We start from the raw sequence: 24,184 nt of genomic DNA on the forward strand, positions 1-24,184 counted from the left end.
AACTCGCCACGAGCTGGCGGGTTTTTTCTGTATGGATAAGAGTATAAGATTCTTTGCAAATCCTAGTCATCCGTTGTATGATGGGCTTGCTATATAATGGAGATACACCTCTTCGTAACGCAGGAAAAGGGGTAGATGAGTTGACTGAACAACCCATTAAAGAGGAAACAGTTTCCTACAAGTTGTTGCTATATCGTAAATCAAATGGCCAACGCTGGAGTGAAATGATCGTTTTTTTACTTGGTTTTTTTTCTATGGTACCTTTTATTGAGTTGCGTTCGACACCTTTTATCATCACCATTCTTCTCTGGGGAGTATTGGTGATGGGAGTTACTCCAGTAGTGTATCGTCTCATCTATCGACCGCACTATACGTTAACGGATGAATCTCTTGTGATTCAAAAACGTGGGAAGTCTTCTTCTTATCACTTATCCCAGGTTCAACCTGGGTATAATTATCCCAACCTTTATATAGTGAACGGTAAGAAAATACCACTACTGGTCAGTGAGGAATTTATCGCTGATTTAGAGACCCAACGGGAACTTGTGAAACGAGGATTGAAGCGTCGTGGCAAATGATCCCTATTATCGTGATACAGTCGCGGAAATCGATTTGGATGCTATCGCCCATAATGTGAAGCAATTCAAACGCCGCCTCATGCCAAAGGTTCGCTTGATGGTAGCTGTCAAAGCGGATGCCTATGGACACGGGGCGTTTCCCGTATCTGAAGCCGCTTTGGAAGCTGGAGCGACGGATCTAGCTGTTGCCTTTCTTGATGAGGCGATTGCCCTGCGCAAGGCAGGGATTACTGCGCCAATTCTTGTGTTTGGTCGTATTCCTGAGCGAGGGATTGCCGAGGCACTTCGTCAACAGGTAACCTTCACTGTTTTCGATGTACAGGCTTTGCGTTCCATCTCCCATATTGCAATGGAACAAGGGGTACGGGCCCGCGTTCATCTGAAGATGGATACGGGTATGGGTCGTCTTGGTGTGTGGGGGGATGGAATTATTTTACTGGCAGAGGAAGCAGCCACACTCCCAGGGATTGAGTTAGAAGGTCTGTACACACACTTTGCCACGGCAGATGAAAAGGATAAATCCTACACTCGGCAACAATACGGCCGTTTGGTTGAGGTAAATGAGAAGCTTCATCAACGTGGTATCCATATTCCACTGATCCACTGCGCTAATAGTGCGGCAGCTATTGATTTGCCTGAATTGATGCAGGGGATGATCCGTGTTGGTATCAGTCTATACGGTTACTATCCTTCGACAGAAGTGGATCAGACGGCTGTCGAACTGCGTCCTGCACTTACCTTGAAAACACGAGTGGTTCAGGTGAAAAAATCGGAACCTGGGACAGGAATCAGCTATGGAAGAACTCATATTCCCAAAGAAGGTGAATGGGTAGCAACCCTGCCGATCGGATATGCTGATGGATTTAGTCGCTTGTTGTCCAATCGAGGGTTCGCCTTGGTTCGAGGGCAACGTGTTCCGATCATCGGTAGAGTATGTATGGATCAGACGATGATTGATGTTACCTCAGTGATGCCGATTAAACCTGGAGAAGAAGTAGTCCTTTATGGAACTCAGGCTGGAGAAACCATTCATGTGGATGAGATCGCATCGATGATGGGTACAATTTCCTATGAAGTGACTTGTCTCTTGGGGCAACGCATTCCGCGTTGTTATATTCGAAAGGGTTCTAAAGTCTCTTTCTCCAATCCTCTTCTGATAGAATAAGTTTATTCCTTTCTAAGGAGCTCGCTAAAAATTTAGGAGAAAAAACTCCTATGGCTTACTGATCATGAGGAGGAATTTTGTCACGAAACGCGAATAAAATTAATATCGTCCTCTAGAATTCGTAAGCTGTGAAAAGATTAGTAACACTGTTTTTTTACCTGTTGTCTACCAAGAATATTGGAGAAATGTATGTTTCGAAAAGGATTAGAAGACTGTCTCTCCAGTATATTTTTGCAACGTGTTTAACATAATGGTAATATTGTAAAGGGAATCGCCAACGGTGATGATTGGTTGGGGGTGCGTATGTTGTCCGAGACAAAGAGAATCATGATTAGCCTTCCACAGCACCTTCTTCAGGAAGTGGATGGGTTGGTGCAAAAGGAAAACTCCAATCGTAGCGAGTTTGTGCGTCAGGCAATGAAGCTCTATCTTTGTGAGCGAAAGAAGCGGTTGATCCGTGAAATGATGCAACGAGGTTACATGGAAATGGCTAAAATAAACCTGAATATCGCATCAGAAGCTTTTGAGGCGGAAGATGAAGCTGACGATACGACGATCCGGCTGGTAAGTGGGGTGTAAACCTTTGATAGTAAAGCGTGGCGATGTATATTTTGCCGATCTCTCTCCTGTGGTCGGATCTGAACAAGGTGGGGTTCGTCCCGTGTTGGTAATTCAAAACAATATCGGGAATCGATTTAGCCCTACTGTGATCATCGCCGCGATTACCGCCCAGATTCAAAAGGCGAAACTACCCACACACGTGGAAATCGATGCGAAGATCTACGGATTTGACCGAGACTCGGTCATTTTGTTGGAACAGATCCGAACCATCGATAAGCAACGTCTGACGGATAAGATAACCCATTTGGATGATGAGATGATGTCCAGGGTGAATGAAGGGCTCAACATTAGTTTGGGACTAATTGATTTTTAAATGAGGAAAAAAAAGGGATGCGTGAATCGACAGCATCTCTTTTTTCATTTATTGTATAATAAAGTTGAACGACCCACTGCTACAAAGTCTGGGTAGTGTACAGTGGTTGCAAAATTCAACTAACAATCCTAGTGGTATGTCATTCGATAAGTGGATCAAATCAATTGAATCATTAGAGGATGGATACTAGTAGGATCGTTAGTAAAAATAGGCGAAGAGCTTGGCGTAGTAAGAAGCTGGCCGTCGGACGTGGGAACTCCTACGTCATCGATTTGAGGTGACATGATGAGAAGCCAACTATTTCAACAATATCAGGAGCTGATCACCTCCTACCTGAATGAAAAACGGGAAGATACTCTGTACGCTGCCCAGCAAATGAGTAAGTGGATGATGGAGCAGAAAATTCCCCCTGAAGAGATGGTCAGTGTCCACGCGGAAGTGTTAAAGGAATATTTACCGGATCTTCCACAGGAAGTGGGTGACTCTTTTAACATTTTGCTGGAGATGATGATAGGTTACGGAATTGCACTGCGTAAGCATGAAAGCCTTGTTCATCGACAAAAGGAATTAGAGTATGAGATCGAGGTTGCTGTGGGTATGCAACAAACCCTTTTGCCTGATCATCCTCCGCGGATGCATGGACTGGATGTGGGGGTCATTAGTGTACCAGCCCATCGAATGAGTGGGGATTATTATAATTTTGTGGACCATGGTTATGGTTCTTTAGGTGTAGCGCTTGCTGATATTATTGGTAAGGGTATACCAGCCGCTTTGTGTATGTCGATGATTAAATACGCGATGGATCAGCTGGATCATCCGACAGGAGGCTCAACAGGCGTCCTGGAGCGTCTTAATTCTGTTGTGGAACGAAATGTAGACGTCAGTATGTTTATCACCATGGTCTACGGTGTATATGAACGGGAGAAGCATGTCTTTCGTTATGCTACAGCGGGTCATGAACCCGGCTTTATCTTTCGTGAGAAGGATAACTCCTTCGAGGATATGAGAACAAGAGGTCTTGTGCTCGGAGTAGCCAAGGAGATAACCTATGAGGAGTTTACGGTGAAGCTAGAACCAGGCGATGCGGTTGTCCTCTTTTCCGATGGAGTGACAGAAGCTCGTTTAGAAGGTGAATTTCTCGGCAGAGAGAGATTTAAGGATTTGGTACGTGCTCATATGCATCTTCCCGTTCAAGAGGCTGTAGAAGCGATGTATCAAAACCTTTATGAAAAAGCAAATTATGAACTAAAAGACGATCAGACGATTATGATACTGCGTCGCTCCAAATAATGACAGAGTATCGGTTTAAATTCCGGCACATGGGGTAAAGTCTCTTGTGTGGAGGGTGAGCGAACTATGAACTTAACCATTCAGGAAAAAACCCAATCAGACACAGCCATCACCATGGTGGTTTCTGGGGAAGTTGATGCTTATACAGCACCACAACTGCGTGAGAAATTGATGCCGTTAACGAAACAAAAACAGGAAGTTTTCCTGGATTTAACCACAGTAGAATATATGGATAGCACAGGATTAGGTGTTTTGATTGGTGCCTATAAGTCATTGCGTGCCCAGGGTGGACGCTTGGTGCTTATCGGGATGAGTGCTCGTCTAAGTCGGTTATTAAAAATTACCGGTTTGACAGAGATTATTGATATTGAAGACGGAGCGTAGGAGGGCGGATCATGGTGGAACCATACAAAGATTTAATTGAACTGGCCATCCCAGCGAAGGCTCAGTATGTGGGTGTGGTCCGATTGACCGTGTCCGGCATCGCGAATAGGATGGGCTTTCACTATGATGATATCGAAGATATGAAGCTGGCCTTGGCAGAAGCATGTACCAATGCCGTGGATCATGCGTATTCTGGTCAGGAAGGACAGATTGCGGTCTCTTTTTTCATCTTTGAGGATCGATTGGCCATTCGTGTGAGTGATGAGGGTAACAGTTTTGATATCTCTTCAGTGAAGCAACGATCTGGCCCCATTGATAAGGATTTGCCTTTGACCTCAATGAGGGAAAGGGGGCTGGGACTTCATCTGATGGAAACGTTAATGGACCGCGTCGAAATCAATGGAGGACGTGGAGTAATTGTCACCATGACCAAGTTTATTCATAGGGACGAGGTGGAGCAGGATGTCGACTCGCCCGAAAAAACGAAATCTCACGGCTGATGAGATCCAAGAAATGATTCGTCTCTACCAAGAAGAGGAAGATAAGGACATCCAAGCGCAATTAGTGGAGCATTACACCACTTTGGTGGAGACGATGGCTTCCAAATTTGCTCGTGGAGCGGAACCCTTTGAGGACTTGGCTCAGGTGGGGATGATCGGTTTGCTTGCGGCATTGAGACGTTACGATGCTTCATTCGGTCGTAGCTTTGAAGGTTTTGCTGTGCCGACGATTGTTGGGGAAATTAAGCGATACATCCGAGATAAGACTTGGAGTGTGCATGTTCCCCGCCGAATTAAGGAGTTGGGCCCACGAATCAAAAAAGCGGTAGAAGAGTTAACCATTCAGCATCAGCGGTCCCCCCAAGTAGAGGAGATTGCCGATTATCTGAATGTGACGCCAGAGGAAGTCTTGGAGACGATGGAGATGGGACGTAGTTACAATGCGGTCTCTGTCGATAGTCCGATTGAGGCCAATAGTGATGGCAGTCATGTGACTCTCCTTGATCTGGTAGGTAATAATGACCGCAGCTTTGAACAGGTTGACCAGCACATGCTTTTGGAAAAAGCATTTCAAGTACTGACAGAACGTGAGAAGGATATTCTTCAAATGACGTTCTATGATAATCTAAGCCAGAAGCAGGCTGGGGAGAGTCTGGGTATTTCTCAAATGCACGTATCACGTCTCCAACGTCGTGCGTTATCTAAACTTAAAGAAGCGATCCGCATGGAAGCCACAGAAATTATATAGAGTGACCCTAACCGCTAATGGTCATAGTGGTTTTTATATATATTAACCCCTAATAGTGGTCGAAGATCAAAAACCAAGTGTGTTGAGTTACACTTGGTTTTTGATTATGCAAAAAGCTCTAGCACGTTTTAAAAATATAGATATAAAATCAATTTCCTTTCATCTCATCCGAATACGCTGTTCGCTAGTGTAGATGTTAAAACGTTGGCCTCGTGCAAAACCGATAAGCGTGATATTAAACTGACGGGCAAGATCACAGGCGAGGCTGGAGGGGGCTGAGACGGCGACGACGATGGGGACACCTGCGACGGCGGCTTTTTGTAGAATCTCAAAGCTCGTCCGTCCACTCACCATGAGAATTCCTTCATGAAGAGGAGTTTGATTGGTGAGAAAGGCATGGCCAAAAAGCTTATCGACAGCGTTATGGCGGCCAATGTCTTCCCGTAGCGCATGTAAATTCCCCTCGTTATCAAACCAACCAGCAGCGTGAATGCCTCCGGTTTTTTCAAAGACGGATTGAGCTTCGCGCAGAGTATCACTTAGCTCGTAGATTACTTCGTCCGTGATGGTGAAACCATCAGGAATCCCCTTTATACCTCGAACATGGATGGCTTCTAGGGATGCTTTACCACATACGCCACAACTAGAGCTGGTATAGAAATTTCGTGTAAGATGTTGAAGTTGAAGAGGGATATTACCGTGAAGGTTCACATTGACGATGTTGTATCGCTGTTCGCCATCGACTTGTGGATCATGACAGTAGGTGATTGAGTGGATTGTCTCCCCTGAAGGGAGAATGCCCTCGGTAAAGAGGAGGCCAGCGGCGAGGTCAAAGTCATCCCCTGGGGTGCGCATAGTAACCGTGACAGGGAACGGTTCAGGGAGATGTGGGGAGGTGAGGCGAATCTCTAGCGGCTCCTCTCTAGCGAGAGAATCTTGTTGCACACGGGAGTGCCCGTTAATTACTTGATGGATTTGCCGACGAGAAGTGCGAGATCGATAGGAAGGATTCATGGATAGCACTCCTTTTAGAAAAAAGTCATCCTCTTGAGGAGGGTTGAATCAAGTTTCGTGTTGAACAGAGGGGAATCCTGCTAGTGAGTAGATGATTCGTCCTTTATTTAAAGATGCATGACGGAAGTTGATTATTTATTATTTTATTCATATAATCTATAATACTTTATTGTATCCTCGATTATTGCTTGAAATTGCACCCTTCGTCAGTGAAGCGGTATGATAAGAGAGCACCAATTCATAGATTGAATGGAGGCGTCTATGGAAGCACAATTACGACACCAAATGATTGCCAAAGAACTTGGGATGGATGTTACGCGGGTAGCAGCGGCTGTAGAATTAATGGATGAGGGGAATACCATTCCCTTTATTGCCCGTTACCGGAAGGAACGGACGAAAGAGATGGATGAGGAGCAACTACGAGCGGTAGAGGAGCGTAATCGATACTTAATTCAGCTGGATAATCGTAAGGAGGAAGTACTTCGCCTGATCGATGAGCAGGGGAAGCTTACAGAGGAGCTCCAGGTGAAAATTGCGTCAGCGGATAAGCTCCAAACCTTGGAGGATCTATATCGCCCCTATCGCCCGAAAAGGACGACACGGGGTGCGAAGGCGAGGGAGCGTGGTTTAGCTCCCTTGGCAGAACAGATGATGGCCAGCCGTGACGAAGAATCGGTAATTGAAGCGGCTACTGAGTTTATTGACCCTGAAAAGGGAGTTGAGGATAAAGAAGCCGCCCTCCAAGGAGCGATGGATATCGTCGCTGAGGATTTGGCGGATGATGCGGATATTCGCAAATGGGTGCGAGACTATGTGTGGAATCAAGGGATACTCGTTTCAGAGGTGAAAAATGCCGAAGAGAAGAGTGTCTACGAGATGTACTATGATCGGAAAGAACCTGTACGGACGATGCCTCCTCACCGAGTACTTGCTGTCAATCGTGGAGAGCGGGAGGAGATCTTAAAGCTTTCTGTTCAGGTGGCGGAGGAGAACGTGCTTCAGCACCTGGCGCGCTGGTTTCCTAAGAAGCCGCATCACTTTCTCCTTGAGACAGCCCAGGATTCATGGAAGCGTTTAATCGCTCCATCTGTAGAGCGTGAAACGCGATCAAGGATGACGGAGGCTGCAGAGGAGCAAGCGATCCATATTTTTTCAGAAAACCTGAAGAACCTTCTTCTGCAACCGCCGATTCGTGGAAAGCGAGTATTAGGGATGGATCCTGCTTACCGGACAGGATGTAAACTAGCGGTGGTCGATGATACCGGACGAATGCATTATTTTGGGGTGATCTATCCCACTCCTCCGGTGAGCAAAGTGAAGGAAGCTAAGGAAACGGTTCGGGGGCTAATCGAGAAATACGATATTGAGCTGATCGCTGTGGGGAATGGCACAGCCTCTCGGGAGACAGAATCCTTTATCGCTGACTTGATTAAGGAAATGGATCGTGAGCTTTATTACATCATGGTCAACGAAGCGGGTGCTAGCGTCTACTCCGCCTCTAAACTGGCTCGAGAGGAGTTCCCGGATCTTGACGCAGCGCAGCGGAGCGCTGTATCCATCGCCCGTCGTTTGCAGGACCCCCTTGCTGAATTGGTAAAGATCGAACCCAAAGCCGTCGGTGTGGGACAATACCAGCACGATGTTTCGCAAAAACAATTGTCAGAGAGCCTAAGTGCTGTCGTAGAGTCAGCGGTAAACCACGTGGGAGTGGATGTTAACACTGCTTCCACTTCCTTGCTCGCCTATGTATCTGGTGTCAATGCGACCGTAGCGAAAAATATCATTCAGCGTCGAGAGGAACTTGGCCGTTTCCATGACCGAAAAGAACTGAAAAAAGTGCCCCGTTTAGGGGCGAAGACCTTTGAACAGTGTATCGGTTTCCTTCGGGTGATCGATGGGACAAGTCCTTTAGATAAAACCCCCATCCACCCAGAGTCCTATCCTACGGTAGAAAAGCTGCTCGTTCAGTTAGAAAGCAGCCCAGGAGAGATTGGAGCCCCTGAGTTAAAGGAAAAGCTTCTTGCTGTCAATATACGGGAAATGGCTACTTCCTTAGATTGTGGTGTTCCAACTCTTAGAGATATCGTCGAAGCGCTTCTTCGACCTGGTCGTGATCCCCGGGAAGAGCTACCTGCGCCTGTCCTACGCTCCGATGTCTTACAGTTGGAGGACTTAACAGAGGGGATGGAACTTACGGGTACGGTTCGCAATGTAGTGGATTTTGGTGCCTTTGTCGATATCGGCTTAAAAAATGATGGGCTTGTCCACATTTCTAAAATGAGCAACCGCTTTGTCAAACATCCGATGGATATCGTGAGTGTTGGTGATGTGGTGGATGTCTGGGTGATCGGCGTCGATCATGAGCGTCAACGGGTCTCCCTCAGCATGGTAGTAGATCGTTGATCAATGGTTAAAAAATGAATCAGCTGGAGGGTTGGGCAAGGAGAAGAAGAGGCGAATCGTCTCTTCTTTTTTTGTATGATTTTACCCACCCTTGGCATAGTAAGGGTGAGCAAAGTATAAAGGAGGATATCCATGATCCAGCATGGTGTAGCACAACAGATGGCAGAGCAGACGGCACAGATGACGGCCCACTGCGCGCAATTGTTCACTGAAGGAACCGATGAATTAACTGGAATCGTAGCCTTTGTTGAAAGAGAAATGAAGGGACAGGACTTGGGGATGGTTGCAAGTAATCGCGATGAGTTTATTGGGGAAACCTTCCGTCGACTCTTCCCGATGGTAATCCAATCCGAGGAGTGTCGTGATGCTCTAGCAAACATGACAAATGTCCATCCCCAATTCCCCGGAATTTCGACGATGGAAAAACATGACGCTGAGGATCATTACCGGATGGACACCGGGATGGCTGAGGTGCTTTATACTGTGAGTAGCGCTTTGATTGGCACGATCTTGATGGTTACCGCGGGACATAGTGTACCTAAACAATAAGCCTTATTAACGAGAATACTGCGTGTATTCCTAGAAAGATCCCCTTGTGCCAGCCAAGAACAAGGGGATCTTTCTAAGAAAGAGGAATATCTCTAAATTATATAGATTTTTTCGAGAAGGTTTTATAAAAGATTTTATCTTTCATTAGTGGATAAAAAATGTCCCGCAAGGGTTTTGTAATATGGTAGGCTTACTCCATGGATATTGATGCTATCGTTGTTCAAAAGGGAGATAATCACTTCTCTCCTGGTACTGAAACCAACAATCATTGAGGATTCGAATCTGGTGGCGGTCTTTCCCTTGAAATGCCCGTTGTAGCTGACGACGTAGCCAGTAAGGCATAGAATGAGGCCTCCCCTATACAGATTCGCGTCATAGTAAAAGTTTATGAAGGAGGGGTCTGTACCGTGAATGATCGATCTCTCCCAAAAATGGATGCTCCTACTCTACAACGGTGGGTGGAAACAATCTCCCTACGCGATTTTGGGAAACCCTTCCGTCATCACGCACAGTTTAACAGCCGTTTGCGGACCACAGGTGGACGCTACTTTCTGTCCGACCATCGGATTGAGATCAGCCCTCGTCATCTGCAAATTCTGGGGCGTGAAATAATGGATCGGATTATTCGACATGAGCTGTGTCACTATCATCTACATATCGAAGGAAAAGGATATCACCACCGTGATGCAGACTTCAAGGATTTACTTGCCCGTGTAGGAGGTCTTCGTCATACGCCACCTTTACCAGGGATCAAGTCGAAAAGGAAAGGTGCTCGCTATGTGCTAACCTGCCAGAATTGTGGACAGGAAGCATTTCGTCAAAGGAAGATGGATCCAAACCGTTACCGATGTGGTGCATGCCATGGCCCGTTATCCTTGCGTGAAATATAAGAGCATTTATTGCAGTAGAATATGGAGGTTTAGGTTATTAGGGAAGATTTTGGGAGACCTTAGCCAGGTAAGGGTTTATACTGAGACATAGAGTCAAGAGAAATAGGTTTTTAATATCGAAGTGAATCATTGCCATAGTACATACTCATGGTTTCGCTTTTTGAGGTATATAATAGTACAACCCCCAAAACCCATTTAAGTACTAATGGAGGTTTAAGATAGGGACAAACAGGGCAATCGTATTACGGAGAGAGGGGTGAGGGTGATGGGTTTAACCATAGGATTGGACTACGGACACATCGATGGCCGAGAGCGGAGACTATGTACGGAGATGGCTCATTTGTTGGCTTTTTCCCTGCAACGGAGGGATGATATCAAAGAAGCATTGCTTCCATTAACTGGGGCGACCATTTCATGGCAAGAGAAGCGCCGTCAAATGGAAACGACCGATGCAGACGTGTGGCTCAGCTTTCATGTTCATCCCGTGACGGATCATAAAGAGCCTGGCTTCGCTTCATATATCGATTGCTGTGCTGGTCTCACTACCCGCTCTCTCCAAGCTGGACTCCACAATGGTGCTGCGTATATACTTCGGCAGGTAGATGTAATCGATTGGGGTAAGAAAAATGACACCGAGGCAATGCCAGGTTCTCTCCCCCTTCTTACTTGGGCAGAAGTACCTGCCGTTTGTTTTGAATGGCGGTACACTACAGAAGAGAAGAAATATGCAGAGAATCCAGAGTGGATGCGTAAGGTAGCAGAGCAGATGGTGAGTGGGCTTCGTCCGTCCGTTTTAGCAGATATTCAAGCAGAGTCAGAATCAAGGACAGTGGAGAAGTAAACACAGGAATCCATTGATAACATGTTCGTGTCTAGAAATGAGTCGCTCATAAAAAAACCCCTTTACGTGTTGATTTCGAGAAACATTCTCGAAGCTAGCACGTAAAGGGGTTTTCTGGAAGTCAACATTTTTCTATTGGATTCTATAGAGAAAGGGTTACAATGAAAAGAAAAAAATGTAGGTGAAGGAGAGGGATCCATGGGTTTAAACCAATGGTTTGCAAAGGGCATGACGACCAAAGAATATATTGATGGGATGAAAGTGAACCAGGAGGGCCTTCTCGCAATCCATGATCAATTTGCGCTAAGTCAGGAGGACCTGGTCTTTTATCATTCTCTTCGTGAGCGAGATTTGCGGGCTGTGGTACTCACTGCGGATTGGTGTGGAGATGCGATGCTCTGTGTACCGATCCTGATAAAGATTGCTGAAGAAGCGATGATTTCACTACGTTTTTTAAACAGAGATGATCATTTAGATCTGATGGATCAATACTTAACCAATGGTAAATCCAGATCCATACCGATCATGATTTTTATCGATGCTGAGGGAAATGAGCAGGCTGTTTGGGGGCCGCGGGCACCTGAGGTGCAGCAATTGCTTGAAGAAGTACGAAGCACCCTGCCTGATCCTGCGGATGAGGAATTTGCAACGAAACAGAAGGAAATGTATCGCGCCTTCAAATATGAAATTAAAAGGAACCCTGAATACTGGGAAGCTGTCAATTGTAGTATACGTGAGCGATTGGAAGCGACCTCTACTTTGATAAGATAATCAGGAGGGAGAGTTGACTTTGAAAAATACAGTGCGTGTAGGATTTATCGGATTAGGGATTATGGGGCAGTCGATGGCACGTAATTTACACGAGGCGGGCTTTCCAGTGACAGTATGGAACCGAACCGAAGTGAAAATGAATTTGGCTCAAGAATGGGGAGCGGCTACGGCAACATCTCCTCGGGAGGTTGCTCAGGTGAGCGATGTCGTAATCACCATTGTTGGGGATACACCAGATGTAGAGAAGGTGGTTGCTGGCGAGGAGGGTGTGCTTGCTGGGGCGAAGCCAGGTACAATCCTAGTGGATATGAGTACGATCTCGCCAGATGCAACGCGTCAGTTGGCTGCGAAAGCGGCGGCTCAAGGGGTACGGATGCTGGATGCGCCGGTGAGCGGTGGAGATGTTGGTGCACGAGATGGGACGCTTTCCATCATGGTTGGAGGGGCAGAGGATGTCCTGGAAGAAGTTCGCCCGCTCTTTGAAGCGATGGGGAAAAATATCGTCCACTGTGGTCCCAATGGAGCTGGCCAAACGGTGAAGGCATGTAACCAGATTATGTGTGGACTCAATCTCCTTGGTATGGTAGAAGCCCTCTCCTTTGCAAAAAAAGCCGGAGTTGACCTGGAGAAAATGATCCAGGTGACGACTCAAGGAGCCGCTGGTTCCTGGGCGTTGGCGAACCTTGGCCCTCGTGTTGTTAAAGGCGATCTCGCACCGGGCTTCTCCGTTCGTTTTCAACAGAAGGACTTGCGAATTGTTTTACAAGAGGCAGAACATCTGGAACTACCCTTACTTGGCACGGCGGCTGTCAATCAACTCCTGCGCTCAGTACAAGCCCAAGGGGGATCCGAAGATGGCACACATGCTCTTATCAGCGTGATGGAGCAACTGGGTAACGTGGAGATCTTGCCTGAAGGGTCTGGGGAGTAACGACCCTTAAGATCCGAAACTAAGCAAATAGAGTAGCAACAAGGCCAAGATCCTGCCCGTTGCTACTCTATTTTTTGCTAGAAAAGATGTTTTGTTAGTATTCGGGTGGTTGCTTCATTGACGATCGTGTTCGTCTCAGGGCGGTTTCCCTGAAAAACGGAAAATGATAGAATCTTAAAGGAGCATAAACGTTAGAAAAGTCTAACTTATTACAGTTCCGGCTCTATTTGTCTATTATTACCCACCGAGATATCGTGTGGCGATTGTACGAGCGGTCGTATGATCGGAGGTCCCTTGGACAAGGACACGCCCATCAGGGAATACGACAAGCCGGTGTTGCTCGTCCACTTGGGCGCGAAGAAGAAATCGGTTCCGCTCAACCTGAGCGGAGGGGGTAAGCCGTTTCTCAAGGCCCTCTAGGTCAAGGTTTGTGGGATGATGGGGTGTTATTTGTATGGTGTCGCGCCCACAAAGAGAGAGTGTGCTTTCACCCTCGTTTTGGGGTTGAAGATACTCGTATATTGCTTGGCTACATGCAGGACAGTCTGCTCGCTTTTGATCAGCAACATTAAGCGCAAGCTCTTCATTTTGCCATAGTTCCATATGGCGTAGCCGTCGATCTAAGGCTTCGTAATCCCCGATGAGAATCTTCATGCCCTCTACCGCTTGCCTAGCGGCAACCATCTGGACGATAGGGCCAATGACTCCAGAAGTATCACAGGTCTCTGTAGTGCCAGGGAGAGGGGATTCGGGAAAAAGACAGCGGATGCAAGGGGTCTCACCAGGAAGGATGGTGAAGCTCATGCCTCGGGAACCGACAGCCCCTCCATAAATCCAAGGGATTTGATGTTTGAGACTGATATCGTTAACAAGATAACGAAGCTGGAAGTTATCGCTACCATCGAGAATAAGGTCGACATCAGTGAGTAACTCTTCAGCATTTTGCCAGGTGACGTCTGTGACGATTGCTTCCAACTGAATAGTTGAATCAATAGCGGCAAGTTTTTCACGGGTCGCTATTGCCTTAGGAATTCCTGCGGATGCATCCGCTTCATCATAGAGCATCTGCCGCTGAAGGTTGCTTTTTTCCACAAAGTCCCGGTCGATGAGACGTAGAAAGCCCACTCCGGATCTGGCCATATGGTGGGCGAGGGCAGTACCGAGGGCGCCCAGTCCAATGACAGCAACCCGTGCCCCAGCGAGGCGTGTTTGCCCTTTTTCGCCGATGGGTGAAAAGAGAATTTGGCGGGAAAAACGTTCGCGATCTATCTGCAACGGGATTCATCTCCTTGTGGATTCCAATGTTCAGTCTGAGGTCCTTTCCATGTGGAGCCATCTTTCCAAACTTCTTTTTTCCAGATGGGTACGGTCTCTTTCAGCCGCTCGATCGCGTATTCCCCTGCGGCGAAGGATATGGCTCGATGAGGGGAAGCGACAGCGATTAACACACTAATTTCCCCGATCTCTAAGCGGCCGATCCGATGGGCGATGGCAGTTTCCACCTCAGGCCAGCGGTGTTTTATTTCATTTCTAATCAGTTCCATCTGGCGAAGAGCCATGGGGATGTATGCGTCATATTCGAGGAATATTGTTTGCTGATCTCCCGTAAATTCCCTTACTGTGCCCGCGAAGGTGAGGATGGCACCTGCTCGGGGATTGGAGACTTGTTTCATGAGAGATTCTGGACAGAGGGGATCACGGGTAATGAAACAAGTCGAGGTACCTCTCTCCCCTTCTTCCTGACCACCGCTGACAGGGGGAATGATAGCAACTTCATCCCCAGGTTGGAGTCGTTGTGTTGGCGAAGCATACTCCTCATTGCAAGCAACAACAGAGCGTTGGAGGGCCTCTGTGATCTGGGGATATTGCATAGCTAGCTGCTGGGTAAGTTCCTGGACGGTGGACCCTTCTGGTAGGTCTAGGTGAAGGTCTCGCTGACCGAGAGTCTCTGCTATCCCAGCGAACAGAAAAATGGTAATTTGCATAGAAGCGGCGAAGAGGCGCCTGCCTCCTTTCGGTGATAGGTGGCTTAACTTTGGGTAGGTTCGTATCCTCCATGGGAGAAAGCGATGATCATGATTTTCCAGTATCATCGACATCGTTGTTAGGTGTAGAGTATGGATATCAACTTGATTAGCTGGTATAAGGAGATTTTCCTTGTGATACAGGATATCAAACCTGGGTCAGTCTGGCGAGTATCAGATATAGGCACTCATTTTCTTTTCCTATGACAGGATTTCTCCATTGAATTTACTTAGGGAATTTATCGGCCTTGTGTCTTGATGGGAATTTCTCATGGAGATTACTAGGCTGAACATATACATGTTAGTGTACAGTTGTCACTGTCAAATGTTGTTCCAATTACTGACTAGTCGAGGAGGTTTATGATGGAATCTAAATTAGAAACGGTTCAATTACTATTTCAATTGATTGTGGATCAGCTGGATGCGATGGAGCAGGGTGAGCGTCCCTTTACTCGGATTGAGTGGGTTGGGGAGGGCCTAGAGGTGGATCACGTTGGAGGGGAAAGTTATAAAATTGAGGTGAAGCCCTTGGAACGAAAAGTAGGGTTTCCTCTACCCGAGGCGACTTCCCTAGATCAAAGCGGACGTCAAGTAGCGAGAGAGGATGATTTGAACGTGCAGAATCAACGGGAAGAAGAGAACGGTGTAATAACACTAAAAGAGGAAAAATGGGAGGATCTAGTGCAAACTTGTGAGCTAGTCATCCAATTCCTCGAATATGATATGAATAAGATGGCAGAGCTATCTGAGCAAGTACCTGACTTTCCGTGGAAAAAACGGGCGGATATGATGGAGGGACTTGTTGAAAGACTGCGAGAGGCCTTAGACCAATCTGAACGTGAGAAGGCGGACATGCGGTTTTAAGAGCGTTGAAGATAAGCATATCGTTGCAATAGTGAGTAGGTTATTGGCCGTAGTTTCCTTTATTGCAAAAGCATTGCTCTTATCTATATACTAAATGGGATAACCTTATTAGGAGGAGATTTAACTACGATGAATCCATATGTCGATCATAGTCACGCAGTGCCTACCTCAAGCCTGATGACACGAGTGTTCGCTTGGATGTTTGCAGGGCTTTCGCTGACGGCTATAATTTCTGCCCTTTTGCTAGCAGATAAGAAAATCATTTTCTACTTCAACGAGCACCCACCGGTCTTTATTGGATTAGTGATTTTTGAATTGGTGTTGGTGTTTTTCCTGGCGGTACGAGTTCATAAAATGTCCGTTAATACGGCCACCTTTGTCTTCTTCCTTTATGCGACCCTTAACGGTGTAACCCTTACTCCACTACTCAGTATGTATACAACAGGTTCCATTCTTGGTGTATTCGTAACCGCAGCAGCGATGTTTGGGGCATTTGCGGTATATGGAGCGATTACGAAGAAGGATCTTTCTAAACTCGGTAGTATTCTGTTCATGGCTTTGATTGGGTTGATTATTGCGACCCTCGTTAACATGTTCTTAAATAACAATATGATTAGCACAGTCCTCAGTTATTTAGGTGTAATCATTTTCTGTGGTTTGACCGCCTATGACGTACAGAAGATCAAACGAATGCAGGCAGAGATGGCGGTGGATGAAGCTACTCACACCAAAGTAGCGATCTTAGGTGCACTAAGTCTGTATCTGGATTTCATCAATATCTTTATCTACCTGCTTCGCCTTTTTGGAAGCAGGGACTAAGTTTATTGATGTAGAGTTAGAAAAAGGACGTTGCCTTAAGAGTACGTAGGTGCTCTTGAGGTCAGCGTCCTTTTTTTGATGGGGGGAGGGCAAATTAGTGAAAAAATACACGCCAGAGAGGGCGTGTGGAAGGAGAATGATTTACTTAGAGAAACCGAGCCGAGCCGGTTTATGATGAACGTCTATTTGCTATCTTTTTGCGTTACTTGGGGAGTGTAGGCACGATATCCCCGAAGATCTGAGCAAATTCCTGTCGCTCCTCGGGCCTTCCGACGCTAACGCGTAACAGACGATTCAAGGGTGGAGCGCCAGGAACACGAGTAAAGACGCCACGATTCCAGAGGGTATCCATTGCTGCGGTCGCTCGCTCAGGAGTGCCCATATCGAAGGCGACGAAGTTGGTGAATGAAGGAAGGGTGGTGATTCCTAATTCAGTGGCGAGGGTAGCATACTCCTCTTTGCCAACGGATACAGCATGGATGATATCCCGTTGGAAATCAGTATCCTGTAGGGAGGCGAGTGCCCCTGCTTGGGCGATTCTATTGACACCAAAGTGGTTACGCACTTTATCAAAGGCTTGGATCGTCTCTTTATCAGCAAAGGCATAACCGATGCGCGTACCAGCCATTCCATGAGACTTGGAAAAGGTTCGGGCACGAATGACTTGGGAATCGGTTGGATCGATAGGCCAGACCGTGTCCGCGGGAGCAAAGTCGACATAGGCTTCATCCATTAGGAGCAAGCAACCATCAGGGAGGGAGTCGCGTAGTTTGGAGATGGCATCGGCTTCCCACCAGGAGCCAGTAGGGTTATCGGGATTGGCAAGATAAAGAATACGAGAGTTCGTTTCACGGGCTTTTTGAGCGAGCCCCTCTAAATCGTTGCGAAAATCTTGGTAGGGTACCGTGTGAAGGATGCCGCCATATCCTTGCACGTGAAAATTGAAGGTAGGATACCCACCCAAGGAAGTGGTGACAGAGTCACCAGGATCAAGGAACGTTCGGACGATCAAACCGAGTAAATCATCCAGTCCACTACCAAGGATGATTTGGTCGGGGTCTACATCATGAATGTCGGCTAATTTCCTTCGCAGGTGGTAGGTTGTCGCATCTCCGTATAGGTAGGATTCTGATACGGCTTGTTCCATAGCTTGGCGTGCCTTTGGCGACATTCCATAGTTGCTTTCATTGGCTCCCAGTCGCAGATGAATCGATTGTCCTGTACGTCGTTCCATTTCCTCTGGGGGGACGAAGGGGACTGTAGGGGGGAGATTGGTGACGATCTTTGAGAAGGGAGGGCGTGTCGCTTGAAGTACTTCCTGTTCAGCCTTAATAATGTTCTTTTTCATCGGTATCGGTTCACCTCTTTTATGGAGGAGTTGTATCTCTATACAGTATCAAATATTTACTGGAAACCCAATTCTGATTTTCTTCATAGGATTTGATTTTTTCGCAATTGGTAGTCTATTCCTGCAAAGATTGATATAATGACCCTATCGTGACGCAAGTAAAGGCCGGGGGCTGGTCGCAACTTCCCCTAATGGAAGGGGGTGCGGCCTATGCTGGAGAAGATGGTGATGATCTTCACCATCTTACGCGTTTTGCTGGAAGTCTGGCGTTTCGTTGACGAACGAATGTCCGGAAAAAACAGCAAACGCCCTCGGTCTAAGCGTAAAGGTTAACGGCCAAATCGCTTAGTGGGGGCGTTTGCAAACCTCATGTGCGACCGGCCTAAGCCAGCGTCATGATTCATCGATCACCGGGTCGCCTCCCGGTGATCTTTGTATTATATGATCATCATATCCAAATCACACCCGGTTGTAAACAACTAGGCATGGATGCCCCTCTTTCTATTCTCTTTATTCTGTATTTTCCCTCCGGCTCGATACTAGTAAGGGTGTTTGTTATCCTTTATAGTGAGGAGACTTTTTTTAACATGAGGAGGGATGTTTTTGCGAAGGACTAAAAAAACCGTGTCAATCGCAGAGGCGAGGGAGCGCCTACTTTCGTCTATTTCCTTCTCGGCAAGGATGGAACGAGTACCTGTAACCGAAGCGATCCATCGCGTGACAGCTGAGGGAGTTATTGCGCGTCAGGCAACACCCTCTTTCCCAGCAGCTGCGATGGATGGAATTGCGGTCGACTCTCAGGCAACGCAAGGGGCAACAGCTTCCACGCCCATCGTGTTACGGATTGGAATCGATTATGACGAGGTAAATACAGGGGATCCGCTTCCTGTAGGTCGAAATTCAGTGATCATGATCGAGCACGTGCGTAATCTTGGGCAGGGGAGAGTGGAGATTGATGCATCTGCCGTACCTTGGAAGCATGTGCGGCAGATGGGAGAAGATGTTGCAATAGGGGAACTGCTTCTACCTGCAAGACATCGCATTCGTCCGCTGGATGTAGGGGCTTTCTTGGCAGGGGGAGTAGAGGAGGTGCGGGTTCTCTGTAAACCACAGGTTGTAGTGATTCCAACCGGTTCCGAGATGGTGCCTCCGGGAACACCTGCGCAAAGAGGGAAAATGATTGAGTTCAATAGTGAAATCATTCATGGCACCCTAGAAGAATGGGGAGCGCAAGTAGAAGTAACTGACATTGTTCCCGATGATCTAGGTATGTTGCATCAAGTCGTTGCGAAAATGGTGCAGTCTTGTGACATCCTACTTGTGCTCGCCGGTTCTTCAGCAGGTACTAAAGATTTTACCCAGGAAGCTTTGGCAGAACTAGGGGAGATCGTCGTCCATCAGGTAGCGGCTCGTCCAGGTAAACCGACGATTTTAGCCCAGGTTGATGGAAAACCGGTATTGGGTTTACCTGGGTATCCAGTCTCCGCATGTTTAGCATTAGAATGGTTTCTCCCCCCTTTGATCGATACATGGTATGGATATCAGATGCGAATGAATGAACAAGGTTTTTTGAATGTTCGTATGTTGGAGGCAATTAAGGGAAAGAAGGGTGGAGAAGATTTTATCCGCTTGGGAGTGATGTACCACAAGGGAGAGTATCACGCCTTTCCTATGAGTAGAGGGGCCGGGGTGACTATGTCCCTGGTGATGGCTGATGCGATGCTGAGTCTTTCTGTTGATTGTGAAGGGGTAGAGGCTGGAGCGAAAGTGGAGGTGAAGTTACTCAGGCCATTAACTGCGATTAAGCAGACGTTGTGGATTGGTGGGGTGGATGATCCGCTGCTGGATCGATGGATGGCTTTGTTCCCTAAACATTTCCCTGGGTGGACATTACGAAAGCGGATAGAAGCGAAGGAAAGTGAGCATTTTCCTGCTCATGGACGGATCCTGCGAAGCGAAAAAGGGGATCAAGAGGATAAAGGTCCACAGCAAAGAGGAGAAGTATTATCTTTTGCAAAACAAGAGTGGGGTTTGCTGATGGATGGTTTGGACCAGGGAACTGAGGCGCGATGGCTTCTCCCACCTTGTAAAAGTGCGTTTCCACAGGAGTTAGCATGGAGGCTTCAACGAGAAGGAATTGTGTTAGATGAGATACTGAGGAAGGATATAGACTGGACTACTCCATTGATTTGGAAAGCCGCCGCCTGTGTTGTATCGGGGGTTGCAAGTGGAACGATAGGTCCTCGTGCTGTAGCAGAAGAAGTGGGTTTAAAATTCGTACAGGGTGGAACATGTACACTCAGTCTAGAAATGGATGATTCGATAGAATTTGAAGGGAAAGAAAAGTTGATTGCTTCACTTCAATCGATGGAGATGAGAGAGGTCATTCATTCATTACCAGGGTATGTATTTTTCTAGTGTTTTGAGAATCGAGTGAGATAGAGAACTATCTCTTTTTAGAAGGGAGGAATCGTTGTGAATGGACGAGTGGATTGGACCGATCAGTTGAACCGGCCATTGAGAGACATACGGATATCGGTTACTGATCGTTGTAATTTTCGATGCGGATATTGCATGCCAGCTGAAGTGTTTGGTCCTGATTATGCTTTTTTGCACAATAAGGAGTTGCTTACCTTTACAGAGATTCTTCGTTTAATTCGTCTATTCACAGGATTAGGAGTAGAAAAGGTTCGTTTGACAGGGGGAGAGCCTCTACTGCGAGCTGATTTACCTGATTTAATTCGCGGGATTAGAGAAATCGATAGCGTTATGGATATTGCTCTAACTACGAATGCTTCTCTCTTACAGGGGAAAGCAGAAGAGTTGAAAAAAGCAGGGTTAGATCGAGTAAATGTGAGCTTAGATGCTTTGGATGAAGAGGTATTTCGCCGGATGAATGGAGATCGATCCGATGTTAATCGGGTACTTACAGGGATTGAAGCGGCCGCTGAGGTAGGGCTGAGGGTCAAGGTGAATATGGTGGTGCAAAAGGGGATCAATGATCATGAGGTCCTGCCGATGGCTCAGTATTTTAAGGAGAAGGGACACACCCTTCGCTTTATTGAGTATATGGATGTAGGCAATAGCAACAGTTGGAATCGATCCGATGTGGTCTCCAAAAATAAAATGGTAGAGCAGATCGGAAAAGAAATGCCCCTCATCCCTATGGAAGCGTCCTACTTTGGGGAAGTGGCTTCTCGTTACCGCTACAAGGGAACTGATCAGGAGATCGGGTTCATCTCTTCGGTTTCAGAACCCTTTTGCGGTCAATGTACACGAGCAAGATTGTCCGCGGAGGGTCAGTTATATACGTGTCTTTTCGCTTCAGGCGGGGTTGATTTGCGAGCCCCATTGCGGCAAGGTGCAGAGGATGATGAGCTCTTAAAGATCATCCGTGAAACCTGGGGAGAACGCAAAGATCGTTATTCAGAGGAACGGGGGAACCACCCTTCTTCCTATGAGAAAATAGAGATGTCTTATATCGGTGGTTGAGGAGGTGAAAAATATGAGGAATTATCCACATATCAATGAACAAGGCCGCGCTCGGATGGTAGATGTGAGCGAAAAAGAGGTAACAAGGCGCACTGCGGAAGCAAAGAGCGTGTTAAAGATGAAACCAGAGACTTTAACTGCCATCTATGAGGGTACGGTGGGGAAGGGAGATGTACTAGCAGTAGCGCAGGTAGCGGGAATCATGGCAGCGAAGAAAACCTCGGATCTGATTCCGATGTGTCATCCCATTCCTCTGCGCGGGGCGGATATTTCCTTTTCGTCTCTTGGAGAGGATCAATTAGAAATTATAGCGACGGTTAAAACAGATAACGTGACAGGTGTAGAAATGGAAGCCTTGACAGCAGCATCATTGGCAGCTCTCACCGTTTACGATATGTGCAAGGCCTATGATAAAGGGATCGTCATCGAGCAGACCTGTCTTCTTAAAAAAACGGGTGGAAAAAGTGGGGACTTTCATCGAGGGGATGAAGAGGGATGAAGCGATGGCGAGTAGGGGTGTTGACTGCAAGTGATAAGGGAGCTAGAGGGGAACGGGAAGACCTAAGTGGGGAGGAAATCCGAAGCTTAATTCCTCGAATGGATGGGGAAGTTGTGGTTTCCGAGATGATTGCCGATGATTGGTATACGATCCGACAACGCTTGATCACCTTCGCGGATCAAATCCAGGTAGATCTAATCGTGACAACAGGTGGGACAGGTTTTGCGCCTAGAGATGTCACCCCTGAGGCGACCCGCTCGGTGATTGATAAAGAGGCTCCAGGACTTGCTGAGGCGATGCGGATGGCTTCGTTGAAAAAAACGAGATATGCTCTACTCTCTCGTGCAGTCGTAGGAATTAGAGGAAAGACACTCATTATTAATTTGCCTGGCAGTCCAAAGGCAGTGAGAGAGTGTTTAGAGGCGATTATCGATGTATTGCCGCATGGTTTGGATGTGCTGACGGGACACGTTGGTGACCATGGTTAAGAACAACCATTATTGATATAGCTTTTTGACCTTAGGCCCAACAAATAAAAGGAAATAGATAAATGGGATATTATCGGATTATTATACGCGATTGCTGTCAAGGTTTTTAGGAACGGTCATAGACACTTGAAAAATAGAAACCTATTGACGAACTCTTTCGGCCTGTGCTAATATGCTAAAGCGCTTTAAGGAGTGAATGGTTCATGAAGTTAGGCTGAACTTTTCTAAAAGAAGTCCTTGCTTTTAGAGTGATCATCGGTTACAATGAACCATGTCGCTTATAAAACGGTCCTCCGTAGCTCAATGGTAGAGCGCCCGGCTGTTAACCGGTAGGTTACAGGTTCGAGTCCTGTTGGAGGAGCCATTTTTATGGAGAGATACTCAAGAGGCCGAAGAGGACGGTTTGCTAAACCGTTAGGGGGCTTATAGCCCCGCGCGGGTTCGAATCCCGCTCTCTCCGCCATTATTTATAGATAATGGACAAGTTATCTTAATATTAGGCCCGTTGGTGAAGCGGTCAACACACCAGCCTTTCACGCTGGCATTCAGGGGTTCGAATCCCCTACGGGTCACCACAAATGGACGATTAGCTCAGTTGGGAGAGCATCTGCCTTACAAGCAGAGGGTCGGCGGTTCGAGCCCGTCATCGTCCACCATAATGGGGAGCTGTGGTGAAGTTGGAGTTCACGCCGGCCTGTCACGCCGGAGGTCGCGGGTTCGAGCCCCGTCAGCTCCGCCATTTTTATATGGCGATCGTGGCGAAGTGGTTAACGCACCGGATTGTGGCTCCGGCATTCGTGGGTTCGATTCCCATCGGTCGCCCCACTGTGTATTTTAGGTAAGGGTATGGATGTTGACACTGTGATGCGTGGTTCGATTCCTGCCTTTTTACCAAGTGAGAGCCATTAGCTCAGTTGGTAGAGCACCTGACTTTTAATCAGGGTGTCGCAGGTTCGAATCCTGCATGGCTCACCAGATATAAAAAATGGAGGATTCTTTATGGATCTTCCATTTTTTGTATATCGGAACTTCATTGTTACACGTTAACAACAAAGATGAAAGAAAAGGTGCTTTTTGGTTTGTTCTTTAGGTGAAAAGAGAATGAAGATTATCTTCTTTGGAAAAACCGTAGACAAACGCTTGCTCGGATGATAAAATATAAGAGTTCTCTAAAACATGGAGCTGTGGTGAAGTTGGAGTTCACGCCGGCCTGTCACGCCGGAGGTCGCGGGTTCGAGCCCCGTCAGCTCCGCCATTTTTATATGGCGATCGTGGCGAAGTGGTTAACGCACCGGATTGTGGCTCCGGCATTCGTGGGTTCGATTCCCATCGGTCGCCCCACATCGATTGATTAGGAAGATAAAAACCTCTAGCGTTGTGATAAATAGCGTTAGAGGTTTTTAGTATGTTAATATAGATACTTCTTGTGATGATGGGAGTATGGCTTATATTGCTGAATGCTGAAGTAGACAGCTTGTTTACACAATGCGATAATTTGGGTAAAATAATCATACAATAACAAAGACAGCCGGGTGAGTAGCCCGACTGTCGATGTACAACGCTGGCTTAGGCCGGCCTCAGGTGAAAAAACGCCCCCTGCTAAGCGATCTGGCCTAGGAACCTTTACGCTTAGACCGGGGGCGTTTGCTGTT

The 24,184-nt window shown here is 47.0% G+C and carries 26 protein-coding genes and 9 tRNA genes; 30 read left to right on the forward strand and 5 right to left on the reverse strand.

Annotated features, from left to right (window positions below; translation table 11 throughout):
• The first annotated feature begins 53 nt into the window (after positions 1–53).
• From BLV90_RS13125 to sigB, 8 genes are all read left to right on the forward strand, one after another.
• Complete coding sequence (locus BLV90_RS13125) at positions 54–578, forward strand: hypothetical protein (protein ID WP_091741934.1); 525 nt, start codon at positions 54–56, stop codon at positions 576–578.
• Positions 568–1,743 carry an alanine racemase gene (gene alr, locus BLV90_RS13130; RefSeq protein ID WP_091741937.1) on the forward strand — a complete coding sequence of 392 codons (1,176 nt, stop codon included), beginning with the start codon at positions 568–570 and terminating at the stop codon, positions 1,741–1,743. Before BLV90_RS13125 ends, alr begins: the two co-directional genes overlap by 11 nt.
• Positions 1,744–2,046: 303 nt before the next feature.
• Positions 2,047–2,322 (forward strand): CopG family ribbon-helix-helix protein, encoded by a 276-nt coding sequence (locus BLV90_RS13135; RefSeq protein WP_091741940.1) that lies wholly within the window; start codon positions 2,047–2,049, stop codon positions 2,320–2,322.
• Between the two features lie 4 nt (positions 2,323–2,326).
• Positions 2,327–2,677 (forward strand): type II toxin-antitoxin system PemK/MazF family toxin, encoded by a 351-nt coding sequence (locus BLV90_RS13140; RefSeq protein WP_091741943.1) that lies wholly within the window; start codon positions 2,327–2,329, stop codon positions 2,675–2,677.
• A 285-nt stretch (positions 2,678–2,962) separates the two neighbouring features.
• Entirely contained in the window at positions 2,963–3,967 is a 1,005-nt protein-coding gene (locus BLV90_RS13145; protein WP_091741947.1) for a PP2C family protein-serine/threonine phosphatase, read from the forward strand.
• A gap of 66 nt (positions 3,968–4,033) precedes the next feature.
• Positions 4,034–4,351 carry an anti-sigma factor antagonist gene (locus BLV90_RS13150; protein WP_091741950.1) on the forward strand — a complete coding sequence of 106 codons (318 nt, stop codon included), beginning with the start codon at positions 4,034–4,036 and terminating at the stop codon, positions 4,349–4,351.
• Between the two features lie 11 nt (positions 4,352–4,362).
• Positions 4,363–4,851 carry an anti-sigma B factor RsbW gene (gene rsbW, locus BLV90_RS13155; RefSeq protein ID WP_091741953.1) on the forward strand — a complete coding sequence of 163 codons (489 nt, stop codon included), beginning with the start codon at positions 4,363–4,365 and terminating at the stop codon, positions 4,849–4,851.
• Complete coding sequence (gene sigB, locus BLV90_RS13160; RefSeq protein WP_091741956.1) at positions 4,814–5,599, forward strand: RNA polymerase sigma factor SigB; 786 nt, start codon at positions 4,814–4,816, stop codon at positions 5,597–5,599. Before rsbW ends, sigB begins: the two co-directional genes overlap by 38 nt.
• 159 nt (positions 5,600–5,758) lie before the next feature.
• On the opposite strand, the gene fdhD is transcribed toward sigB, so the two are convergent.
• On the reverse strand, positions 5,759–6,613 hold the full coding sequence (gene fdhD / locus BLV90_RS13165; RefSeq protein WP_091741959.1) for a formate dehydrogenase accessory sulfurtransferase FdhD: 855 nt from the start codon (positions 6,611–6,613) through the stop codon (positions 5,759–5,761).
• A gap of 261 nt (positions 6,614–6,874) precedes the next feature.
• On the opposite strand from fdhD, the gene BLV90_RS13170 reads away from it, so the two are divergent.
• Positions 6,875–9,016 (forward strand): Tex family protein, encoded by a 2,142-nt coding sequence (locus BLV90_RS13170; protein ID WP_091741962.1) that lies wholly within the window; start codon positions 6,875–6,877, stop codon positions 9,014–9,016.
• A 132-nt stretch (positions 9,017–9,148) separates the two neighbouring features.
• Complete coding sequence (locus BLV90_RS13175) at positions 9,149–9,565, forward strand: hypothetical protein (protein ID WP_091741965.1); 417 nt, start codon at positions 9,149–9,151, stop codon at positions 9,563–9,565.
• Positions 9,566–9,775: 210 nt separating this feature from the next.
• On the opposite strand, the gene cmpA is transcribed toward BLV90_RS13175, so the two are convergent.
• Positions 9,776–9,907, reverse strand: a complete 132-nt coding sequence (gene cmpA / locus BLV90_RS13180; protein WP_091741968.1) for a cortex morphogenetic protein CmpA — start codon at positions 9,905–9,907, stop codon at positions 9,776–9,778.
• An 89-nt stretch (positions 9,908–9,996) separates the two neighbouring features.
• On the opposite strand from cmpA, the gene BLV90_RS13185 reads away from it, so the two are divergent.
• From BLV90_RS13185 to BLV90_RS13200, 4 genes are all read left to right on the forward strand, one after another.
• Positions 9,997–10,455 carry a SprT family protein gene (locus tag BLV90_RS13185; RefSeq protein ID WP_091742036.1) on the forward strand — a complete coding sequence of 153 codons (459 nt, stop codon included), beginning with the start codon at positions 9,997–9,999 and terminating at the stop codon, positions 10,453–10,455.
• Between the two features lie 265 nt (positions 10,456–10,720).
• Positions 10,721–11,296 carry an N-acetylmuramoyl-L-alanine amidase gene (locus BLV90_RS13190; protein WP_091741971.1) on the forward strand — a complete coding sequence of 192 codons (576 nt, stop codon included), beginning with the start codon at positions 10,721–10,723 and terminating at the stop codon, positions 11,294–11,296.
• Between the two features lie 198 nt (positions 11,297–11,494).
• The gene (locus BLV90_RS13195) at positions 11,495–12,067 is read left to right on the forward strand and encodes a thioredoxin family protein (protein WP_091741974.1); all 573 of its coding nucleotides are present in this window, start codon (positions 11,495–11,497) and stop codon (positions 12,065–12,067) included.
• 19 nt (positions 12,068–12,086) lie between these two features.
• Entirely contained in the window at positions 12,087–12,998 is a 912-nt protein-coding gene (locus tag BLV90_RS13200; RefSeq protein WP_091741977.1) for an NAD(P)-dependent oxidoreductase, read from the forward strand.
• A gap of 237 nt (positions 12,999–13,235) precedes the next feature.
• On the opposite strand, the gene BLV90_RS13205 is transcribed toward BLV90_RS13200, so the two are convergent.
• Together BLV90_RS13205 and moaD are read right to left on the reverse strand one after the other, a co-directional pair.
• Positions 13,236–14,267, reverse strand: a complete 1,032-nt coding sequence (locus BLV90_RS13205; RefSeq protein ID WP_091742039.1) for a ThiF family adenylyltransferase — start codon at positions 14,265–14,267, stop codon at positions 13,236–13,238.
• Positions 14,264–14,983 (reverse strand): molybdopterin converting factor subunit 1, encoded by a 720-nt coding sequence (gene moaD / locus BLV90_RS13210; RefSeq protein ID WP_091741980.1) that lies wholly within the window; start codon positions 14,981–14,983, stop codon positions 14,264–14,266. Before moaD ends, BLV90_RS13205 begins: the two co-directional genes overlap by 4 nt.
• A gap of 402 nt (positions 14,984–15,385) precedes the next feature.
• On the opposite strand from moaD, the gene BLV90_RS13215 reads away from it, so the two are divergent.
• Positions 15,386–15,886 (forward strand): hypothetical protein, encoded by a 501-nt coding sequence (locus tag BLV90_RS13215; RefSeq protein ID WP_091741983.1) that lies wholly within the window; start codon positions 15,386–15,388, stop codon positions 15,884–15,886.
• A gap of 129 nt (positions 15,887–16,015) precedes the next feature.
• Complete coding sequence (locus tag BLV90_RS13220) at positions 16,016–16,705, forward strand: Bax inhibitor-1/YccA family protein (protein ID WP_091741985.1); 690 nt, start codon at positions 16,016–16,018, stop codon at positions 16,703–16,705.
• A 202-nt stretch (positions 16,706–16,907) separates the two neighbouring features.
• On the opposite strand, the gene BLV90_RS13225 is transcribed toward BLV90_RS13220, so the two are convergent.
• Positions 16,908–18,053 (reverse strand): aminotransferase class I/II-fold pyridoxal phosphate-dependent enzyme, encoded by a 1,146-nt coding sequence (locus BLV90_RS13225; RefSeq protein ID WP_091741988.1) that lies wholly within the window; start codon positions 18,051–18,053, stop codon positions 16,908–16,910.
• A gap of 210 nt (positions 18,054–18,263) precedes the next feature.
• Here BLV90_RS13225 and BLV90_RS16710 point away from each other — a divergent pair, with 210 nt between their 5' ends.
• The 14 genes from BLV90_RS16710 (at position 18,264) to BLV90_RS13290 (ending at position 23,873) form a co-directional block, all read left to right on the forward strand.
• Positions 18,264–18,386: a hypothetical protein gene (locus tag BLV90_RS16710; protein WP_281242040.1), complete on the forward strand. Its 123-nt coding sequence runs from the start codon at positions 18,264–18,266 to the stop codon at positions 18,384–18,386.
• Positions 18,387–18,656: 270 nt separating this feature from the next.
• Entirely contained in the window at positions 18,657–20,471 is a 1,815-nt protein-coding gene (locus tag BLV90_RS13230; RefSeq protein ID WP_177168064.1) for a molybdenum cofactor synthesis domain-containing protein, read from the forward strand.
• A 57-nt stretch (positions 20,472–20,528) separates the two neighbouring features.
• Positions 20,529–21,545, forward strand: a complete 1,017-nt coding sequence (moaA, locus tag BLV90_RS13235; protein WP_091741993.1) for a GTP 3',8-cyclase MoaA — start codon at positions 20,529–20,531, stop codon at positions 21,543–21,545.
• Between the two features lie 13 nt (positions 21,546–21,558).
• Positions 21,559–22,044 carry a cyclic pyranopterin monophosphate synthase MoaC gene (moaC, locus tag BLV90_RS13240; RefSeq protein ID WP_091741996.1) on the forward strand — a complete coding sequence of 162 codons (486 nt, stop codon included), beginning with the start codon at positions 21,559–21,561 and terminating at the stop codon, positions 22,042–22,044.
• Positions 22,041–22,532: a MogA/MoaB family molybdenum cofactor biosynthesis protein gene (locus tag BLV90_RS13245; RefSeq protein ID WP_091741999.1), complete on the forward strand. Its 492-nt coding sequence runs from the start codon at positions 22,041–22,043 to the stop codon at positions 22,530–22,532. The genes moaC and BLV90_RS13245 overlap by 4 nt, the downstream gene beginning before the upstream one ends.
• Before the next feature lie 289 nt (positions 22,533–22,821).
• Positions 22,822–22,896: transfer RNA gene (locus BLV90_RS13250), tRNA-Asn, on the forward strand.
• Positions 22,897–22,903: 7 nt separating this feature from the next.
• Positions 22,904–22,995: transfer RNA gene (locus tag BLV90_RS13255), tRNA-Ser, on the forward strand.
• A 36-nt stretch (positions 22,996–23,031) separates the two neighbouring features.
• Positions 23,032–23,107, forward strand: a tRNA-Glu gene (locus tag BLV90_RS13260).
• Positions 23,108–23,112: 5 nt separating this feature from the next.
• Positions 23,113–23,188, forward strand: a tRNA-Val gene (locus BLV90_RS13265).
• A gap of 6 nt (positions 23,189–23,194) precedes the next feature.
• Positions 23,195–23,271 (forward strand) — tRNA-Asp (locus BLV90_RS13270).
• A gap of 10 nt (positions 23,272–23,281) precedes the next feature.
• Positions 23,282–23,357: transfer RNA gene (locus BLV90_RS13275), tRNA-His, on the forward strand.
• 74 nt (positions 23,358–23,431) lie between these two features.
• Positions 23,432–23,507: transfer RNA gene (locus tag BLV90_RS13280), tRNA-Lys, on the forward strand.
• Positions 23,508–23,710: 203 nt separating this feature from the next.
• Positions 23,711–23,787, forward strand: a tRNA-Asp gene (locus BLV90_RS13285).
• Between the two features lie 10 nt (positions 23,788–23,797).
• Positions 23,798–23,873: transfer RNA gene (locus tag BLV90_RS13290), tRNA-His, on the forward strand.
• Positions 23,874–24,184: the final 311 nt, after the last annotated feature.

The organism is Marininema mesophilum (assembly GCF_900106775.1).
GTDB lineage: Bacteria > Bacillota > Bacilli > Thermoactinomycetales > DSM-45169 > Marininema > Marininema mesophilum.

What these genes read in the sequence shown, in the direction of transcription:
- BLV90_RS13190 (WP_091741971.1), top strand. Translation starts at nt 10,721, where the DNA reads ATGGGTTTAACCATAGGATTGGACTACGGACACATCGATGGCCGAGAG.
- moaD (WP_091741980.1), bottom strand. Translation starts at nt 14,983, where the DNA reads ATGCAAATTACCATTTTTCTGTTCGCTGGGATAGCAGAGACTCTCGGT.
- BLV90_RS13185 (WP_091742036.1), top strand. Translation starts at nt 9,997, where the DNA reads ATGGATGCTCCTACTCTACAACGGTGGGTGGAAACAATCTCCCTACGC.
- fdhD (WP_091741959.1), bottom strand. Translation starts at nt 6,613, where the DNA reads ATGAATCCTTCCTATCGATCTCGCACTTCTCGTCGGCAAATCCATCAA.
- BLV90_RS13150 (WP_091741950.1), top strand. Translation starts at nt 4,034, where the DNA reads ATGAACTTAACCATTCAGGAAAAAACCCAATCAGACACAGCCATCACC.
- moaC (WP_091741996.1), top strand. Translation starts at nt 21,559, where the DNA reads ATGAGGAATTATCCACATATCAATGAACAAGGCCGCGCTCGGATGGTA.
- rsbW (WP_091741953.1), top strand. Translation starts at nt 4,363, where the DNA reads ATGGTGGAACCATACAAAGATTTAATTGAACTGGCCATCCCAGCGAAG.
- BLV90_RS13225 (WP_091741988.1), bottom strand. Translation starts at nt 18,053, where the DNA reads ATGAAAAAGAACATTATTAAGGCTGAACAGGAAGTACTTCAAGCGACA.
- sigB (WP_091741956.1), top strand. Translation starts at nt 4,814, where the DNA reads ATGTCGACTCGCCCGAAAAAACGAAATCTCACGGCTGATGAGATCCAA.
- BLV90_RS13145 (WP_091741947.1), top strand. Translation starts at nt 2,963, where the DNA reads ATGAGAAGCCAACTATTTCAACAATATCAGGAGCTGATCACCTCCTAC.
- cmpA (WP_091741968.1), bottom strand. Translation starts at nt 9,907, where the DNA reads ATGCCTTACTGGCTACGTCGTCAGCTACAACGGGCATTTCAAGGGAAA.
- BLV90_RS13220 (WP_091741985.1), top strand. Translation starts at nt 16,016, where the DNA reads ATGAATCCATATGTCGATCATAGTCACGCAGTGCCTACCTCAAGCCTG.
- BLV90_RS13135 (WP_091741940.1), top strand. Translation starts at nt 2,047, where the DNA reads ATGTTGTCCGAGACAAAGAGAATCATGATTAGCCTTCCACAGCACCTT.
- BLV90_RS13195 (WP_091741974.1), top strand. Translation starts at nt 11,495, where the DNA reads ATGGGTTTAAACCAATGGTTTGCAAAGGGCATGACGACCAAAGAATAT.
- BLV90_RS13215 (WP_091741983.1), top strand. Translation starts at nt 15,386, where the DNA reads ATGGAATCTAAATTAGAAACGGTTCAATTACTATTTCAATTGATTGTG.
- BLV90_RS13170 (WP_091741962.1), top strand. Translation starts at nt 6,875, where the DNA reads ATGGAAGCACAATTACGACACCAAATGATTGCCAAAGAACTTGGGATG.
- BLV90_RS13175 (WP_091741965.1), top strand. Translation starts at nt 9,149, where the DNA reads ATGATCCAGCATGGTGTAGCACAACAGATGGCAGAGCAGACGGCACAG.
- BLV90_RS16710 (WP_281242040.1), top strand. Translation starts at nt 18,264, where the DNA reads ATGCTGGAGAAGATGGTGATGATCTTCACCATCTTACGCGTTTTGCTG.
- BLV90_RS13245 (WP_091741999.1), top strand. Translation starts at nt 22,041, where the DNA reads ATGAAGCGATGGCGAGTAGGGGTGTTGACTGCAAGTGATAAGGGAGCT.